This is a genomic window from Glycomyces harbinensis, assembly GCF_900101745.1.
Taxonomy (GTDB): domain Bacteria; phylum Actinomycetota; class Actinomycetes; order Mycobacteriales; family Micromonosporaceae; genus Glycomyces; species Glycomyces harbinensis.
In genome coordinates, this window is record NZ_FNAD01000009.1 from 214,113 (window position 1) to 231,363 (window position 17,251).

The following is a 17,251-nucleotide window of genomic DNA, read 5'->3' on the forward strand; positions in this document are numbered from 1 at the left end:
GGTAGGCGCTCGGGCGGTGCTCAAGTCATGCTCGTGCGCTCACGATCATTGTGCCGCACCGACGTGGGCTCGCACACGCAGGATCGATTGGAAGGAGCGCCCGTGGACGGCGTCATGCTGCCGGCGATAGGCCGGATCGTCACCCCCGACGGCGTGGTCAACGGGACCCTCATCGTCGAGGGGGACCGCTTCGAGGGCATCCTCGAACGCGAGGGCGATCCGACCGGCTGGGTCCTGCCCGGCTTCGTGGACGTGCACTGCCACGGCGGCGGGGGTTATTCGCTCGCGAACGGCGACGCGGACTCGGCCAAGGGCGCCGCGGGCTTCCACGCCTCGCGCGGGACCACGACGCTCGTCGCCTCGCTCGTGTCCTCGACCCACGAGTTCCTGCTGGAGACCACCCGGGCCCTCAAGCCGCTGGTCGAAGAGGGGACCCTGGCCGGCGTCCACTTCGAGGGCCCCTACATCTCGGCGGCCAAGTGCGGCGCGCACCGCACCGACGTGCTGCGCGATCCCGACATCGGCGAGCTGACCGAGCTCATCGAGGCGGGGGAGGGCGCGGTCAAGATGGTCACCATCGCCCCCGAGCTCGACGGCGCGATCGCGGCCATCGAGTTCCTCGACCAGCGCGGCGTCGTGCCCGCGATCGGGCACACGAACGCCAGCTACGAGCAGACCACGGCCGGGATCGACGCGGGCGCCCAGGCCGCGACCCACCTGTTCAACGCGATGCGGGCCTTCAACCACCGCGAGCCGGGCCCCATCCCGGCGTTGCTGGACGACGAGCGGATCTTCTCCGAGATCATCGCCGACCCCGTCCACCTGCACCCGGGGACGATGCGCTTCGCGTTCGACACCTCGCTGCCGGCGTGGACCCTGCTCGTCTCCGACGCGATGGACGCGGCCGGGCTGGCCGACGGGCACTACATGCTCGGGCGCCACGAGGTCGAGGTCGTCGGCGGGGTCGCCACGGTGGCCGGGACCGACGTCATCGCCGGTTCCACGATCACGCTGCTCGACGCGTTCCGCAACACCGTGCGCCTCGCCGGCCAGTCGGTGGAGGCCGCCTCGCAGATGGCCTCGGCGACGCCCGCGGAGCTGCTCGGCCTGAACGACGTCGGCACGATCGAGACCGGGAAGTTCGCCGACGCCGTGGTCCTGGACGACGACCTGAACCTCGTCTCGGTCATGCGCCGCGGGGCCTGGCTCCAGGTCTGACACGTACGCGAAGCGGGCCGGGAGCACAGCTCCCGGCCCGCTTTTCGTTGCGCCGCTAGGTGTTGTAGTACATCGAGCCGCTGCCCGCCCCGATGATGACGTAGATCAGGCAGAACGTGAAGAACGACAGGATGCCCAGGATGAGGCCGGTGATGGCGATGGACTTGTTGGTCGCCCTCCCCTTGTTCGCGCGGCTCCAGCCGACCGCGCCGAACACGATCGCGAGGACGCCGAGCGGCCAGGAGAAGCCGTTGAGCACCGGGATGAACGAGAGCACCACGGCGATGATGCCGCACACGAGCGCCGCCGTGCCCAGGCCGTTGCGCGGCTGCTGGCCGTGCAGCGCCCCGTCGCCGTTGTAGGCCGGAGGCGGTGGCGGCGGGACCGCCCCGCCCGCGTACGGGCTGTACCCGCCTCCGCCGCCGGGATACGGCGGCGCGGCGGGCTGCGGCACGGCGGGAGGCGGCATCGACGGCGGCGGCGAGCCTTCGGGGGACGGGCCCTGGGGCGTCGAGCCGGGAACCGCCCCGGGCACGGGGTCCTCGGGCGGCACGCCGCCGGGGTTGCGCTCCGAGGCCGGGCCCCAAGGGGCCGGATCGCCGCCGAACGGCTCGGGCTCGGGAGGGTCCTGCCCGGGCCGGTTCCATGCCGGATCGCTGGAAGGGGACTCGTTCGGCCCCACCGGGTCCGGACTGTTCGGATCCGGCTCCTGCGCCCGCCCCGGCTCGGCCGGGTCCGCCCGGTTCCACGCGGGCCCACCGGGCGGCTCGGGCTGGTCCGACCCCGGCCGCTCCGGCTCGGGCGGCTCGGGAACGGGCGGGTAGGTGGTCATGATGCCCTCCTCGGCAGGTCCGGGGCTTGCGGCCCCGCTGTCCCGCAAGGTAGCCCAGTCCGCGCCCCTCCGTGCCGAATCGGGGGAACCGGGCCCGGAGGCGGGACCCGGCCCGTCCATGAGCGAACTCTGTTCGGATTTTTTCGGGTTAGGGGTTTACTACCCGTCAGTACACGAGTAGAAATGAGTTACGGAGCCGGAAGGACTTCCCGAGGACACGGTCCTCGCAGACCTGAAGGAATCGCGCACAGCCGCCGAGTACCCACGTGCGACCTTTGCCGTCGGGAGGCACAGCGGGTCCAGCACCTAGGAGCAGGACACCGCTATACAAGACTTCACGCTTGGTAACTCGGTTGGATGTGGAGCAAGTAGCACGCGGCCCAGTCGAGGCAGTATCCGACCGGGCCGCGTCGCTGTGCGCGCGCCCGTACCCCGTTTTCCCGCTTCGCGGTCCACTCACAGCCTCCTGTGTCCGAACTGACTGGGAAAGCTCAGCCGGGGCTGCAAGAATGGGCCACGATGACCACGATCGAACCCGGCTGGTACGCCGACCCCGCCGACCCGGCCACGCAACGCTACTGGGACGGCGCCGGCTGGATCGGCAAGCCCGTCCCCGCCGACGCAGAGCCCCCCGCCGAACCCGAACCGGTCGACCCCGAACCGGAACCCCTTCCGGAGTCCACTAAGGACGCGCCGGTCGAGACCCTGCCCCCGGACCCGCGCTTCGGCGACGGCCCCCCGCCGAAGATCGTCCAGCGCACCCCCGGCGCCGTCCAGCCGCCCGACACCGTGCCGATCCGCTCCCTCGGCGTCACCGTCGGCTGGATCACCCGCCCCGACGTGCACCGCATCCTCGGCGGCCGCATCCTCGCCCACCCCGGCCAGCGCTTCGTCGCCCGCCTGGTCGACCTCGTCGCCCTCCTGGTGCTCAACGCCGTCGTCAACGGCTACTTCATCTACCAGTTCATGCAGACCGTCTGGCCCTACGTGCTCGAAGCGGCGGCCGCCGACGACCCCAACGACGTCCAGATGCCCGCCCGGGCCTCGGAGCAGTGGTGGGTCGTCCTCCTCATCGCCCTCGGCCTGTGGTTCGCCTACGAGGTCCCCGCGACGCTCAACTCCGGGCAGACGCTCGGCAAGCGGCTCATGGGGATCCAGGTCGTGTCGCTCGCGCCCGTCAACCTCGGCTGGGGCCGCCTGCTGCTGCGCTGGTCCTACGCGGCGCTGCCGCTCATCTGCTTCCCCTTCGGCGCGGTCCTGTGGCTGATGGACGGGATATGGTGCATCCGAGACCAACCGTTCCGCCAGTGCCTGCACGACAAGTCGCCCGGCACTGCCGTCGTCGAAGTGCGACCCACTCCGGCGCATGCAGACAAGGAGCCCTCCGCATGACCGACCCGCTGCGAGCCGATCTCGACGCGATCCCCCGCTACGTGCCCGGCAAGGCCGTCCCGAACGCCGTGAAGCTCTCCAGCAACGAGGTGCCCTACGGCCCCCTCCCCGGCGTCGTCGAGGCGATCGGCGCCGCCGCGGCCGACGTCCACCGCTACCCCGACCTCGGCGTCGTGCGCCTGCGCGAGGCCCTCGCCGAACGGCTCGGCGTCGACTTCGACCGCATCGCCACCGGCACCGGCTCGGTCGCCCTCATCGGACACCTCCTCCAGGCGATCGGGGTCCCCGGCGGCGAGGTCGTCTACTCGTGGCGGTCCTTCGAGGCCTACCCCATCGCGGCCACCGTCGCCGGACTCGAGAGCGTCCAGGTGCCCAACACCGCCGACCACCGCCACGACGTCGAGGCGATCATCGCGGCCGTCGGCCCCGACACGCGGGCCGTCCTGGTGTGCAGCCCCAACAACCCGACCGGCCCGGCCGTCACCGCCGCCGAACTCGACCGCCTCTTCGACGCGATCCCCGAGCGCGTGCTCGTCGTCGTCGACGAGGCCTACCGCGAGTTCGTGACCGACCCGGCCTGCCCGGACGCGATCGAGCGCTACGGGCACCGGCCCAACGCCGTGGTCTTCCGGACCTTCTCCAAGGCCTGGGGCCTGGCCGGCCTGCGGGTCGGCTACATGGTCGCCGCGCCCGAGGTCGCCGACGCCGTGCGCAAGGTCGTGATCCCCTTCGCCGTCAACGTCGCCGCGCAGACCGCCGCGCTGGCCGCGCTCGGGGCGGAAGGGGAGATGCGCCGCCGCGTCGCACTCGTCACCTCCGAGCGCAAGCGGACGGTCATGGCCGCGAGGGAACTGGTGCCCGAGGTGCCCGACACGCAGTCGAACTTCTTCTGGCTTCCCCTGGGGGAGCGGGCGGTCGAGTTCGCCGCGCACTGTGAGGCGCGGGCAGTGCTGGTGCGGCCCTTCGCGGGCGACGGCGTCCGCGTCACGATCGGACTGCCCGAGGAGAACGACGCGCTGCTCGACGCACTGCGCGACTTCGTCGAAGCGTAAGTCTTTCCGGTACGGACACAACAGGACCGGGCGCCCCACCGGCGCCCGGTCGATACTACGGCCGCGCTACTTGGGGACGGTGCGCTCGTTCTGGTGCACGAACGCGTCGTACATCTCGGTGAGGGTCTGCTTCTGCTTCGAGGTGAGCTCGCGGTCGGTGGCGATGGCCAGCGGCATGCCCGAGCCCTTCTCGGGCGTCATCCCCGCGCGCAGGTACATGATCGGGGTGGTCATCCGCAGCGCCAGTGCCAGCTGCCGCAGGACCGCGCCGCTGGGGCGGCGCACGCCGCGCTCGCCCTGGAGGTAGGGGTTGGAGACCCCGGCGGAGTCGGAGAGCTCGCGGAACGAGACGTGGGCGCGTTTGCGCACGTCCCGGACGAATGAGCTGAAGTCGCGATCTGTCACCCGCGTCACCATACGCGCCTTCCCCCCTCGACGCCACCCGCCCCTGCCTGGGCGCCCCGCCATTCGGTACCACCAGCTGACACGGCCCTCACCCGAACAGACGATATGAACCGGACTCGGGGAAGGGTTGCGTCTCAACCGCTCGCCGCGGCGTGAAGCCAGCCGATACCATCGGAAGTCGACGTCGCCGATCTGGTGCGTCACCGCACGCTTGGCGTCAGACGAGGAGGAGAACCGGTGAGCGTTCTGCAACGCTTGGAAAAACAACTGGAGGGCCTGTTCGAGGGCACCTTCAACAAGATGTTCAAGGGCGTTGTGCACCCGGTCGAGATCGCCAGCGCCATGCAGCGCGAGGCCGAGACCCACAAGGCCGTCCTCGCGGGCGGGCGCGTGCTGGTGCCGAACCGCTACGTCATCGACCTCTCCCCGCCCGACCACGACCGGCTCGCCCCGTACGCGGCGGCGCTGGCACAGGAGCTCGCCCAGTCGCAGGCCGAGTTCATCGGCGAGAACGGCTGGACCGTCTACGGCGACGTCATCGTCGAGATAGAGCGCGGTGAAGGCCTGGACACGGGCATGTTCCGCGTCACCGCCGAGGTCGCGGCCCTGAACGAGGGCGTCGACCAGCCGGTCTCCGGCGGCGGCTACGGCCCCGCGCAGCAGCAGGCCCCCACGGGCCCGGTGCTGGTGACCGCCGACGGGCGCCAGTTCACCGTCGCGCACGGCGCCACGATCATCGGCCGCGGCGAGCAGGCCCAGATCCGCCTGCCCGACGTCGGCATCTCGCGCCGGCACGTGCGCGTCGACTTCGACGGCCGCCAGGTCTCGGTGACCGACCTCGGCTCGACCAACGGCACCCTGGTCAACGGCCAGCGGATCGCCACCGTCTCGATGCAGCCGGGCGACGTGATCCAGATCGGCACGACCTCCCTGACACTCTCGGCGGGCTGATCCCGCCTCTCGGTGCGCCCCGGCCCGGCGGGTCGGGGTACCTTTTTGCCCTTCGCGGGGCGGATTTCGAAAACCTCAGGGCCCCATGCCGGTAGCGGTCGGACGACCCGCTGGGTTCGGCGGCTCGCCGCCTCGGTCGCGCGCGCGTGGGCTACCGTGTCCTGGACCGATCGTTCAGCCGCTGGGAGCGCCGAATGCCTGAGATAGTCCAGACCGTCGCCCGGTTCGGGTTCCTCGTGCTGGTGTGGCTGTTCGTGTTCGCCGCCGCCAGGACCATCACCCGCGACCTGCTCGCCCAGCGCCGCCCCGCGGCCGCCGGGCCCGCGGCCGGCCCGGTCTCGGCCCCGCCCGCATCGGGCCGCGGCGCCCGCCCCCAGGGGCCCGCGCAGACGGCGCAGTGGCTGGTGGTCACCACCGGTGAGCTGGCCGGACGCCGGTTCGTGCTCTCCGGTCAGCCCATCACGATCGGCCGCGCCCCCGACTCGACGATCGTCATCCGCGACGACTTCGCCTCGAACCGGCACGCCCGCGTGGTGCCCATGGACGGCCAGTGGATGGTCGAGGACGTGGGCTCCACGAACGGCACCTACCTGGGGCGCGCTAGAGTCACCAGACCCACGCCGGTCCCGCTCGGGGTGCCCATCCGGATCGGGCGTTCCTCGTTCGAGCTGCGTCCCTAGCGGCTCGTGGAACGTGAGACGGCGATGTCGGCTACGAATAGCGGGTGTGCCCCGCGCTACGGCGGTTGATACATGAGTTTGCACCTGCGATACGCGGCGATCTCCGATCGCGGTGTGGTGAGGCAAGGCAACCAGGACTCGGTGTTCGCCGGGGCCCATTTCATCGCCGTGGCCGACGGCATGGGCGGCATGGCCGCCGGTGACCTCGCCTCGGCCATCGTCATCAACACCGTCGCCCGGCTGGACGTGCCCCCGCCGTCGGACTCGGTGGTGGACGAGCTGGCCGACGCCGTCGCCGACGCGAACCGGGCCATACGCCGCTGCGTCGCCGACGACCCGCAGAAGGAAGGCATGGGCACCACGCTCACCGCCCTGTGGTTCGACGGCGAGTGGTTCAACCTGGTCCACATCGGCGACTCCCGGGCCTACCGGATGCGCGAGGGCGGCTTCGAGCAGATCACCGTCGACGACACCTACGTGCAGATGCTCGTCGACGAGGGCCGCATCACGGCCGAGGAGGCCGAGGTGCACCCGCAGCGGTCGCTGCTGCTGCGCGCGCTGGGCGCCTCCGAGGTCGAGCCGGCGTTCCAGACCATCAAGGGCGTCCCGGGCGACCGGCTGCTCCTGTGCTCCGACGGGCTCTCCGGGCCCGTCTCCGACTCCGACATCGCCCGCACCCTCCAGACCGCGGCCTCCCCGCAGGAGGCCGCCGAGTCGCTGGTCCAGCAGGCCCTCGACGCGGGCGCGCCCGACAACGTGACGGTGCTCATCGCCGACGTGGTCACCGAGCACCCCGGCGAGCAGCGCCAGATCATCGGCGGCGCGGCCGCCGACGCGCGCCTGGCCGAGTCCGACACGGCGGTCCTGCGGGCCGTCAAGGACCAGGAGGAGGCCGCGGACGAGGACGGCGAAGCCGCGGACGAGGAGTCCGGGGCGAAGGGCCGCGGGAAGGGCCGCGTGTGGCGCACCGTCCTGGCCTGCCTGATCGTGATCGTCCTCGCCGCCGGGGGCGGCGCGTGGTGGATCCGCACCCAGTACTTCGTCGGCGTCTCGGACGCGGGCAACATCAGCCTCTTCCGAGGCCTCCCTTTTGAAGTGGCCGGCTACCGGGCGGCCTGGATCGAGGTCGACTCCGGGCGTTCCGCCGAGGACGCCGTCGACTCGGTCGAGGCCGACCTGGAGGCCGGGATGACCGCCGACGGCCGCGAGGACGCCGAGGACGACCTGGCCGAGCTGATCGACCCGGCCTCGGACAACGACAACCTCGACCCGCTGTGCACCACCGCCGGAGGCGACGCCGAGTCGGTCCCGGCGGCTTCAAAGGACTGTCGCGACGACTGAGCGTGGTCGATGTAGGCTCACTGCGTCCGGGCTCGAGCGGCCCGGGGGGACCGAGTACGCAGGCCTGCAACCGGTCCGAAGCCGGACAATCGGCACAGCGGTGAACACCTGCAATGCCGCGGTTGACACCGCGGAACGAAGACGCGAGGGGAACTGATGGCCCAGCCCATGTCGGCGACCGCCCGGCCGGCGGGACCGTCCGAGCCGGCGCTCACGCCCCTGACGGGCATGCCCAAGCGGGTCTTCCGCGAGATCGTCATGCTGGTCGTGGCGGGCATCGGGGTGTTCGGCCTCCAGCTCACCATCGACCTGGCGCTCACCGAGACCACCACCTCCGTCACGTTCATGCTGCCGCTGGCGATCTTCGTCGTCTCGATGTGCGCGTGGGGCGCGGTCAAGTTCCTCGCCCCTTACGCCGACCCGCTGTTCGTGCCGATCGCGGCGTTCCTCACCGGCATCGGCATCGTCTACATCAGGCGGATCGACCGCACGGCCACGTTCGAAGAGGACCGGTTGTCGGCCGACGCGGGCGTCTTCGCCGGCTCGGGCGGGCGCCAGCTCATGTACTACATGGCGGGCGTGTTCCTGCTGACCGTGCTGCTCGTGATCGTACGCAACCACCGGGTGCTGCGCGGGTACGCGTACATCCTGCTGTTCGCGGGCATCTTCCTGGCGGCGATCCCGGGCTTCCTGCCGTACTCGATCTCCGGTTCGGGCGGTTCGAAGAACTGGATCCGCCTCGGCTCCTTCTCGATCCAGCCCTCCGAGTTCGCCAAACTCATGCTGCTGATCTTCTTCGCGGTGTACCTGGTGCGCAAGCGGGACATGCTCTCGGTGGCGGGCAAGAAGATCCTCGGGCTCCAGCTGCCGCGCATGAAGGACCTCGGCCCGATCGTCATCGTCTGGGCCGCCAGCCTCGTCATCCTCGTCATGGAGCGCGACCTCGGCACCTCGCTGCTGCTGTTCAGCATCTTCCTGTCGATGCTGTACATGGCCACGCGGCGCGCCTCGTGGATCGTCATCGGTCTGACGATGTTCATCGGCGGCTGCATCGCGATCTACCCGTTCTTCTCGCACCTCCAGACGCGCGTCGACATCTGGCTCGACCCGTGGGACCCGGTGAAGGTCTACGAGACCGGCACCTCCTGGCAGCTCGTGCAGGGCCTGGTCGCGATGAACTCGGGCGGCCTCATCGGCAACGGGCCCGGGGCCGGCAACCCGAACATGATCCCCGCCTCCGAGTCGGACTTCATCCTCGCCGCCATCGGCGAGGAGGTCGGCCTCATCGGCCTCATCGCGATCCTGCTGCTGTACGCGATCCTCGTGGAGCGCGGCTTCAAGACCGGCATCATGTCGCGCGACCTGTTCGGCACGCTCATGGCCGGCGGCCTGGCGTTCCTCGTCGCCTTCCAGCTGTTCGTGGTGTTCGGCGGCGTCACCGGGCTCATCCCCATGACCGGCCAGACCACGATGTTCCTCGCCGCGGGCGGCTCCTCGCTGGTCGCGTCCTGGCTGCTCGTCGGGCTGCTCATCCGCGTCTCCGACGACGCCCGCAAACCCTGGCAGGCCTCCTTCGGCCTCCAGAAGACCGAGGCCCCGCCGGAGTTCCTCGCCGAGCAGGCCGCCAAGCGCGCCGCGGAGGAGGCGGAGAAGGCCGCGGCCGCGGGCGTCATGGACTCCGGTCCGATCCCCGGCGGCGACCAGCCGACCGAGCTCATCATCCCCGGCCACCTCCAGGGCGCGCCCGGCACCGGGACCGTCGAGGAGTCCGTGGTCAGCCCGCCCCCGGGCTCGCCGCCGCCCACCGGCCCGTACAGCCCGCCCCCCGGCGGCTCCACCGGCCTGCCCGCGCGGCCGTACTCGCCGCAGCCGCCGCAGTCCCCGCCCCCGCCGCCCCCCGGATCCGCCTACGGCAGCCCCGGCGGCGGCCCGACCGGCAACCCGACCCGGCCAGCCCCCCAGACGCCGCCTCCGCCTCCCCCGCCGCCCTCGTCGGCCTTCGACTACCGGCCGCAGCCCCCGGCGGGCCAAGACCGACAGAAGGGAGGCGGTGAATGAACCCGGCTCTGCGACGCATGGGCATCATCGCCCTGATCCTGCTGGGCGCCCTCATCGCCCAGGCCACGTGGGTGGGCTTCTTCCACCACGACGACTACCAGGGCCTGGCCAACTCCCGCACCCTCATCGCCGAGTACGAGGTCCCGCGCGGCCAGATCCTCGCCGGCGACACCGTGATCGCCCAGTCCGTGCCGACCGACCCCGGCAGCAGCTACGGCTACAAGCGCGACTACCCCGAAGGCGACTACTTCGGCAACATCACCGGCTTCAAGTCGATCAACTACGGCGCCAGCAACATCGAGTACGCCGAGAACTCCCTCCTCAACGGCACCAGCTCGCTCTTGGCGTTCGACGACTTCTGGGCCACGATCTCCAAGGACCGCAAGGCGGGCGGCAACGTCGTCACCACCCTCGACGCCGACCTCCAGCGGGCCGCGTACGACGCGCTCGAGGCCACCGGCGTCAAGGGCGGCGCCGTCGTCATCGACCCGCAGACCGGCCGCATCCTCGCCGAGGCCTCCTACCCCGGCTGGAACCCGACCGACATCTCCTCCAACAACGGCGACACCGCCACCGCGGCCAAGACCGCGCTCGACGAGGACGAGGACAACCCGGGCCTGGACCGCACCCGCTCGGACTACTACCCGCCCGGCTCGACCTTCAAGACCATTGTGGCCGCCGCGTACATCGAGAACGGCGGCAGCGCCGACTCGATGGTCCCGGCCGGGAACGGCTACACGGCCCCCAACACCGACCACGAGATCACCAACTCGAACAACCAGTGCCCCCAAGAGGAGATGACCCTCGAAGAGGCCTTCGCGAAGTCCTGCAACACCACGTTCGCCCGCCTGTGCGTCGAAGAGCTCAGCGCCGACGACATCACCGAGATGGCGAACGCCTTCGGCTTCGGCGAGGCCTTCGAGACCCCGCTGCCGACCGTGCCCTCCGCGACCGGCGACATCACCGAAGACGCCTTCCGCGCCCAGGCCTGCATCGGCCAGCAGGAGGTGCGCGAGACCGTGCTCCAGAACGCGATCGTCGCCGCGACCATCGCCAACGACGGCGAGCGGATGAACCCGCAGATCATCGCCGAGCTGACCGACTCCGAGGGCGACACCGTCCAGCAGGGCGGCGAGGACTCCGCCGGGCGCGTCATCGACATCGACACCGCCCAGGAGCTCCGGATCCTCCAGGAAGCGGTCGTCGAGGAGGGTTCGGGCTCGAACGCCCAGATCGAGGGCTACACCGTCGGCGGCAAGACCGGCACCGCCCAGCACTCCGACGACCGCGACAACCGCGAGCCCGACCACGGCTGGTTCCACGGCTGGGCCATGGACGACGGCGAACCCGCCGTCGCGGTCTGCGTGTTCCTCGACTCCTACGGTGACGGCGCCTCCGGCCAGGCCGCCCAGATCTCCGGCGACCTCATGGAGCAGTACCTCGAAGGGCGATCCGAATGACCCGTAACGCTCCGCCGACCGCGGACTTACGCTTCGGCGCCGGTACGGGACGGAACAACACGAGAACGACACGGTTTCCTCAAGATCCGCTGACAGGGCAACCGAACCGGGCGCCCGCACGTGGATCCTGGGAGAGAGTGCGACAGCCCTGCTCCCCGTATTCACGGGGTCAGACCCTGGGCGGCCTGCCAGTAGACTGAAGCGTCGATCCCCCCGGAGCTGATCCCTCCAAAAGATTTGAGGAGACGCCGTGTTGAGCCCCGAAATGCTCCTCGGGCAACGCTATCGCCTGCGCGAACGCATTGCCGTGGGCGGCATGGGCGAGGTCTGGCGGGCCGAGGACACCGTTCTCGAACGCACGGTGGCCCTCAAGGCCATGCTGCCCTCGCTCCTGAGCGAGCCCGGATTCGAGAAGCGCTTCGCCGCCGAGGCGAAGACCGTGGCCGCCCTCACCCACCCGCACATCGTCAGCGTCCACGACTTCGGCAACGCCGACCTGCCCAGCGGCGAGACCACCGCCTACCTCGTCATGGAGTTCATCGAGGGCAAATCCCTCGCCGACCTCATCGCCGAGCGCGGCCGCATCGACGCCCGCGAGCTCATGCCCATCATCGCGGCCACCGCCGACGCCCTCCAGCACGCCCACGACCGCGGCATCATCCACCGCGACATCAAACCCGGCAACATCCTCGTCCGCGCCCGCGACGGCCAGGCCGTGCTCACCGACTTCGGCATCGCCCGCTCAGGCGCCTCCGGCGACCTCACCGCCACCGGCGCCGTCATGGGCACCGCCTCCTACATCGCCCCCGAGCAGGCCGAAGGCACCGGCGTCCTGCCCTCCTCCGACATGTACTCGCTCGGCGTCGTCGCCTTCCACGGCCTCACCGGGCACCGGCCCTTCCAGGCCGAGAACCCCATCGAGCTCGCCCTCCACCACGTGCGCACCCCCGCCCCGCCGCTCCCGCAGGACATCCCCCCGGGCGTGCGGGCCTTCGTCGAGCGGGCCATGACCAAGAACCCCCACCAGCGGTTCGCCACCGGCGGCGAGATGGCCCTGTTCGCACGCGGCGCCGTCGACGCCACCGGCGCGCCCCCCGCGACCTCCGTCATGCCCCCCGTCGGCCAGCTCCCGCAGCGCGCCGGCGTCGTGAGCATGGGCGGACCCCTCGCGGGCGTCGCCGAACCCTCGTACGCCCCGCCCCCGCACACGCCCCCCGGGCCACCCCCGGGATCACCTCCCGGCATCAGCCTGGGAGCCCCGACGCCGCCCCCGGCGTCCAACTCCGGAACGAACAAGACCCTGCTCGGCGCCATCGTGGGTGTGATCGCACTCGCCCTGGTGGGCGGTATGGTGTGGCTGCTCATGTCGATGAACGGCGACGCCGAACCCGGCGACGGCGATGGGGGCACCGAAGACGCGACCACCGCCGCCGAAGAGACCGTCGACGAAGACGACTCGCCGTCCGACACCGTCAGCACCCCCGACCAGAGCGGACCGGACGGCGGCGGCCTGGGGTCCTGCTTGCGCCAAGACTGTGACTGATAGCGGGCTTCCGGGCCTGCCGCTGCGACTAGAATCAATCCGCGATGAACGGAACACGAGGACGTAAAACGCGATGACGACAGCTCCCCGCCTGCTCGGCGGCAGATACGAGATCGGCGAGGTCGTCGGCTACGGCGGGATGGCAGAAGTCCACCGCGGTCGGGACCTGCGTCTCGGCCGTGACGTCGCGGTCAAGCTGCTGCGGGCCGACCTTTCTCGTGACGAGTCGTTCCTCATCCGCTTCCAGCGCGAAGCCCAGAACTCCGCCTCCCTCAACCACCCCAACATCGTCGCCGTCTTCGACACCGGCGAAGAGGGCGGCATCCCCTACATGGTCATGGAGTTCGTCAACGGACGGACCCTCAAGGAAGTCCTCCTCGCCGAGGGGCGCTTCGACGCCGCCGTCGCCTGCGAAGTCGTCGCCGACATGTGCTCGGCCCTCGACTTCAGCCACAAGCACCACATCATCCACCGAGACGTCAAGCCCGGCAACGTGATGCTCTCGGACACCAACCAGGTCAAGGTCATGGACTTCGGGATCGCCCGGGCGCTGGCCAGCAACCAGGCCACCATGACCCAGACCAGCGCCGTCATCGGCACCGCGCAGTACCTCTCGCCCGAGCAGGCGCGCGGCGAGACCGTCGACGCCCGCTCCGACGTGTACGCCGTCGGCTGCGTCCTCTATGAACTCCTCGTGGGGCACCCGCCGTTCACCGGCGACAACCCCGTCTCGGTGGCCTACCAGCACGTCCGCGAGGAGGCCCGGCCGCCTTCGGAGCTCAACCCGGCGATCCCGGCCTCGGTGGACGCGGTGATCATGAAGGCGCTGGCGAAGAACCCCGAGAACCGGTACCACTCGGCCGGGGAGATGCGCGAGGACCTGATCCGCGCCGCGCGCGGCCAGGCCGTCATGGCCCCCGCCGTGATGAGCGCCGAGGCGCGCACCCAGCTGATCGACGCGGACTCGACCGCCCCGATCCGGCCGATCGCCACGTCGTCGAGCAGGAAGCGGCCCTGGCTGATCACGCTGGGCGTGATCCTGGCGCTGGTCGCGGTGACCGCGGCGGCCTGGGGGATATCGCGGATGATGAACCAGGCCGCGATGGTGACCGTGCCGTCGGTGATCGGCCAGGCCGAGGCCGAGGCCGTGGACGCGGTGGAGGCCGAGGGGCTCCAGGTCGAAGTGGAGTACGAGAAGGCCACCGATCCGGACAGCACCGACATCGGCAACGTCACCGAGCAGACCCCCGCCCCGGGCGACGAGGTCGAGGAGGACACCACGGTGAGGTTGACCGTGCTCCAGGCGCCCGACCTGGTGCCCGTTCAGGACGTGGTGGGCGACTCCTACGAGGACGCGAAGGCGACCCTTGAGGGGGACGGCCTCACGGTCGTCAAGGAAGAAGTGGCCAGCACCGAGGAACCGGGCACGGTCCTCGGCCAGAACCCCGAGGACGGCACCGAGGTCGAGCTGAACACCGAGGTGACGCTGACCGTCTCGGCCGGCGGCCAGGCCGGTGTGCCGGACGTGGTCGGCCGGACCGTACAGTCCGCGATCGACACGCTCGAGGGCGCCGGGTTCGGCTACGAGGTCGTCTGGGGCAATGACGGCGACACCGAGGGCGCCGTCTACGCGCAGGATCCCGGCGCCGACTCGGTCGAGAATTCCGGCATCACGGTGACGATCACCGCCCAGGGCGTGGTGGTCCAGTGGGACGCCGCGATGACGCCGGCCGACCTCATGAACGCGCTCAACGGGATGGGCCTGGACGCCACGATCAGCGGCGACCCCGAGGCGGAGACCGTCGAGAGCGTCTCCGGCGAGGACGGAGAGCTCACCAGCGGCGCGGTGGTCGCCCCGGGTTCGACGATCACCATCACGGCGGCCGAGGACGACGGCGGCGGTGGCGGCGAGACGTCCGAGGATCCGACGACGTGCGACAACCCGTTGGACACGCCGCCCTGCGAGGACGAATAGCCTTAGCTGAAATCGGGGCCCTGCCGCACTGCGGCGGGGCCCTTTTCAGCGCCGAGCGGACCTCGCGGTAGCGGAGGTAGACGATGTTGGGCCCGTTTCGGCCGCCGCCGCAGTAGTAGTGGATTCGACACTAGGGTGGCTGGTTCACAAGGGGCGGGGGCTGCCGCGGTTAGGGAAGGCGGCGATGGGGGGTGGACTTGGAGTGGGGTGGCTCGTCGTCTGACGGGAGCGATTGGGTCTGGGTTAGAGCGGGCAGCGACGAAGAGGTCATCTTGAACCGGGGTCGGCGGGCGGCCGTCGGGCGGGCAAGGGGTGAGGCTCCCTTGAGGAGGCCGTCAGGCCGTCAGGCCGTCGGGCGGCCTGGTCCCGAGGCGCGGAGCGCCGAGGCGGGTGGCGGGTTGTGTTGCGGTGCAGGCGGTCTCAAGGGCGACATTGATGGTCCTCAATGGAATGTTCACTCCATCGAGTGATGACAGTGCGCGGTTGGCATGTCACTATTGGTATAGAACGCGGGATCGAAAAGCGGGAACACCTTCGAGAACAGCGGAAGGGAGACGAGACCCATGAGCACGTGCACCACCACCCCGGACCACTCGCTCACCGCCCCCGCTGCTGGCTCTCTCATCGTTCCGGCCGATTCCCGTTCGCGGGCGCGGGCCCTCCGCTCCACGCTCGATGCGGCCGCCTCGCTGATCAATGCCCAGCATGCGCAAGTCCTGTCGGCGGTGATCGCGATGAACGAGGCCAATCTCCACCGCTCCCAGTTCGGGTTCTCCGCGCTGCGGGATCTGCTGCTGTCGCAGTTCGACTTCACGTTCAACACGGCAGGCTCGATCGCGGCCATCGCCCGCCTCGCCCGCAAGTTCACCGTCCTGGCACGGGCGGCAACGACCGGAGCGGCCAGGATCGACCAGGTCGCCTATGCCGTCCGCCAGCTCGACCAGACCCCGGCCATGCGCCAGTTCGCCAAGACACCGTTCAGGGCCCCGGTCGCCTCACCCTTCGACCCCGACGTCACCTGCACGACCCCCGAAGCCATGGTCAGCGAGTACTGCGCGCATGCCTCGTTCAAGGACCTGCGCCGCCACCTCGATGAGCTGCGGGCCGCGATCGCCGAGGAGACCGAACTCCTCGATGCCCTGGGCGAGCAGTCCCTGCAACGCCTGGAGCTGACCGAGCAGGGCAACGGCATGTGGCACCTGGAAGGCGATCTCTCCGATGCCACCGGCAGGCTCCTGGACAAGTACTTGAAGACCGCCTGCCCGCCACCGCGCCAAGACGAGCAGGACGCCGAAGGGGTCTTGCCCCCGCAGGCGAACCGGCACGCCGAAGCCCTCCACCAACTCCTCGCCGGATACGGCACGTCACCTGAAGCCGCCACCCGCCACGGGCACACCGCCACCCTCGACCTCACCGTCGACGTTCAGACGCTCCAGGGCCAGGACACCGGGCGCCTGCCCCTTCTGGAAGGCCAGCCCGTCAGTGTCGCCCAGGCGCGTCTGCTGGCCTGTGAAGCCGGTGTCGTCCCCTCGGTCTTCGACTACGAGGAAGGCGAGGCTGTCGAGCTCGGCCGGGCGCTGCGGCTGCCGAATGTCGCCCTGCGCCGCAAGCTCGAGCTGGAGCAGCCTGAGGGGTGTATCTGGACCGGTTGCGACCGGCCGGTCGCCTGGACCGAAGCCCACCACATCACCCACTGGGCCGACGGCGGCTTGACGAACGCGGCCAACCTGATCCTGGTCTGCCGGTTCCACCACGGCCGCGTGCACACCACCGGCTGGTCGGTGGAGAAGACCGGCCCCGGCCAGGCCCTCATCACCCACCACGACCACCCCCACGCCAAGCGTGCCACCGCCAGTGACGGCACCGGTATCAAAGGGGTGCACGGCCACAGCGGCACTGACAACACCGAATGCGGGTGCTCAGACTGGCGCTCCGACGCCGACATGGACGCCGAGCACCGAGACTCGGACTGGGATGCCTTCCCGACCGGGCTCTACCGCACCGAATGGTCCGACACCCTCACACCCGACCTGGACGCCCTCGACCAAGAAGCCGACCGCCGGCAAACCCTCGCCGCGATCAAAGCCGCCAGGGCCAAAGCACGAGAACGCTTCGCCATCACAACACCGGACCCCGAACCCCAAGCCGCCCAAGGGCGTCGATCAAGGTCGGAGCCCGCCCTCACCGCCACCGCCACCGCACCGGGGCCGGGCCCTTCTCGGTCGACCGACTTCGGGGAACCGCCGTTCTTACCCTGCCCCAGCAGGCCACTGCTGGGGGAAGCGCCACACGCCAGGCGCAGCCCGAACCCACCACGCGGGATCGGGCCCCTCACCATGCCCAG

13 protein-coding genes are annotated in these 17,251 nt (G+C 70.5%); 11 read left to right on the plus strand and 2 right to left on the minus strand.

Annotated features, from left to right (window positions below; all coding sequences use genetic code 11):
• Positions 1-114: 114 nt before the first annotated feature.
• Complete coding sequence (gene nagA, locus BLQ63_RS16495; protein WP_091037635.1) at positions 115-1,218, plus strand: N-acetylglucosamine-6-phosphate deacetylase; 1,104 nt, start codon at positions 115-117, stop codon at positions 1,216-1,218.
• A gap of 55 nt (positions 1,219-1,273) precedes the next feature.
• Here the strand turns inward: nagA and BLQ63_RS16500 are convergent, their stop codons facing one another.
• A complete protein-coding gene (locus BLQ63_RS16500) occupies positions 1,274-2,050 on the minus strand; it encodes a DUF4190 domain-containing protein (protein WP_091037537.1) in 777 nt (258 codons plus the stop codon).
• A 519-nt stretch (positions 2,051-2,569) separates the two neighbouring features.
• Between BLQ63_RS16500 and BLQ63_RS16505 the strand changes: the two genes are divergently transcribed.
• A complete protein-coding gene (locus BLQ63_RS16505) occupies positions 2,570-3,442 on the plus strand; it encodes an RDD family protein (RefSeq protein ID WP_091037541.1) in 873 nt (290 codons plus the stop codon).
• Entirely contained in the window at positions 3,439-4,494 is a 1,056-nt protein-coding gene (locus BLQ63_RS16510; protein ID WP_091037544.1) for a histidinol-phosphate transaminase, read from the plus strand. Before BLQ63_RS16505 ends, BLQ63_RS16510 begins: the two co-directional genes overlap by 4 nt.
• Positions 4,495-4,560: 66 nt before the next feature.
• Here the strand turns inward: BLQ63_RS16510 and BLQ63_RS16515 are convergent, their stop codons facing one another.
• Positions 4,561-4,899 carry a helix-turn-helix domain-containing protein gene (locus BLQ63_RS16515; protein WP_218125303.1) on the minus strand — a complete coding sequence of 113 codons (339 nt, stop codon included), beginning with the start codon at positions 4,897-4,899 and terminating at the stop codon, positions 4,561-4,563.
• A 237-nt stretch (positions 4,900-5,136) separates the two neighbouring features.
• On the opposite strand from BLQ63_RS16515, the gene BLQ63_RS16520 reads away from it, so the two are divergent.
• The 8 genes from BLQ63_RS16520 to BLQ63_RS16555 all read left to right on the plus strand — a co-directional run.
• On the plus strand, positions 5,137-5,850 hold the full coding sequence (locus tag BLQ63_RS16520) for an FHA domain-containing protein (protein ID WP_091037553.1): 714 nt from the start codon (positions 5,137-5,139) through the stop codon (positions 5,848-5,850).
• Between the two features lie 194 nt (positions 5,851-6,044).
• Positions 6,045-6,530, plus strand: coding sequence for an FHA domain-containing protein FhaB/FipA (locus BLQ63_RS16525; protein WP_091037558.1), 486 nt, complete (start codon positions 6,045-6,047; stop codon positions 6,528-6,530).
• Between the two features lie 114 nt (positions 6,531-6,644).
• A complete protein-coding gene (locus tag BLQ63_RS16530; protein WP_177154972.1) occupies positions 6,645-7,871 on the plus strand; it encodes a PP2C family protein-serine/threonine phosphatase in 1,227 nt (408 codons plus the stop codon).
• A 156-nt stretch (positions 7,872-8,027) separates the two neighbouring features.
• Positions 8,028-9,929: an FtsW/RodA/SpoVE family cell cycle protein gene (locus BLQ63_RS16535; RefSeq protein ID WP_091037567.1), complete on the plus strand. Its 1,902-nt coding sequence runs from the start codon at positions 8,028-8,030 to the stop codon at positions 9,927-9,929.
• Entirely contained in the window at positions 9,926-11,389 is a 1,464-nt protein-coding gene (locus tag BLQ63_RS16540) for a penicillin-binding transpeptidase domain-containing protein (RefSeq protein ID WP_091037570.1), read from the plus strand. The genes BLQ63_RS16535 and BLQ63_RS16540 overlap by 4 nt, the downstream gene beginning before the upstream one ends.
• A 250-nt stretch (positions 11,390-11,639) precedes the next feature.
• Positions 11,640-12,932, plus strand: a complete 1,293-nt coding sequence (locus tag BLQ63_RS16545) for a serine/threonine-protein kinase (RefSeq protein WP_143014951.1) — start codon at positions 11,640-11,642, stop codon at positions 12,930-12,932.
• A 73-nt stretch (positions 12,933-13,005) separates the two neighbouring features.
• Positions 13,006-14,907: a Stk1 family PASTA domain-containing Ser/Thr kinase gene (gene pknB / locus BLQ63_RS16550; protein WP_091037578.1), complete on the plus strand. Its 1,902-nt coding sequence runs from the start codon at positions 13,006-13,008 to the stop codon at positions 14,905-14,907.
• A 563-nt stretch (positions 14,908-15,470) separates the two neighbouring features.
• Positions 15,471-17,251: HNH endonuclease signature motif containing protein (locus BLQ63_RS16555; RefSeq protein WP_143014952.1), on the plus strand; the 1,781-nt coding region annotated here is incomplete at its 3' end.

What these genes read in the sequence shown, in the direction of transcription:
- BLQ63_RS16510 (WP_091037544.1), top strand. Translation starts at nt 3,439, where the DNA reads ATGACCGACCCGCTGCGAGCCGATCTCGACGCGATCCCCCGCTACGTG.
- BLQ63_RS16535 (WP_091037567.1), top strand. Translation starts at nt 8,028, where the DNA reads ATGGCCCAGCCCATGTCGGCGACCGCCCGGCCGGCGGGACCGTCCGAG.
- BLQ63_RS16525 (WP_091037558.1), top strand. Translation starts at nt 6,045, where the DNA reads ATGCCTGAGATAGTCCAGACCGTCGCCCGGTTCGGGTTCCTCGTGCTG.
- BLQ63_RS16505 (WP_091037541.1), top strand. Translation starts at nt 2,570, where the DNA reads ATGACCACGATCGAACCCGGCTGGTACGCCGACCCCGCCGACCCGGCC.
- BLQ63_RS16540 (WP_091037570.1), top strand. Translation starts at nt 9,926, where the DNA reads ATGAACCCGGCTCTGCGACGCATGGGCATCATCGCCCTGATCCTGCTG.
- nagA (WP_091037635.1), top strand. Translation starts at nt 115, where the DNA reads ATGCTGCCGGCGATAGGCCGGATCGTCACCCCCGACGGCGTGGTCAAC.
- BLQ63_RS16500 (WP_091037537.1), bottom strand. Translation starts at nt 2,050, where the DNA reads ATGACCACCTACCCGCCCGTTCCCGAGCCGCCCGAGCCGGAGCGGCCG.
- pknB (WP_091037578.1), top strand. Translation starts at nt 13,006, where the DNA reads ATGACGACAGCTCCCCGCCTGCTCGGCGGCAGATACGAGATCGGCGAG.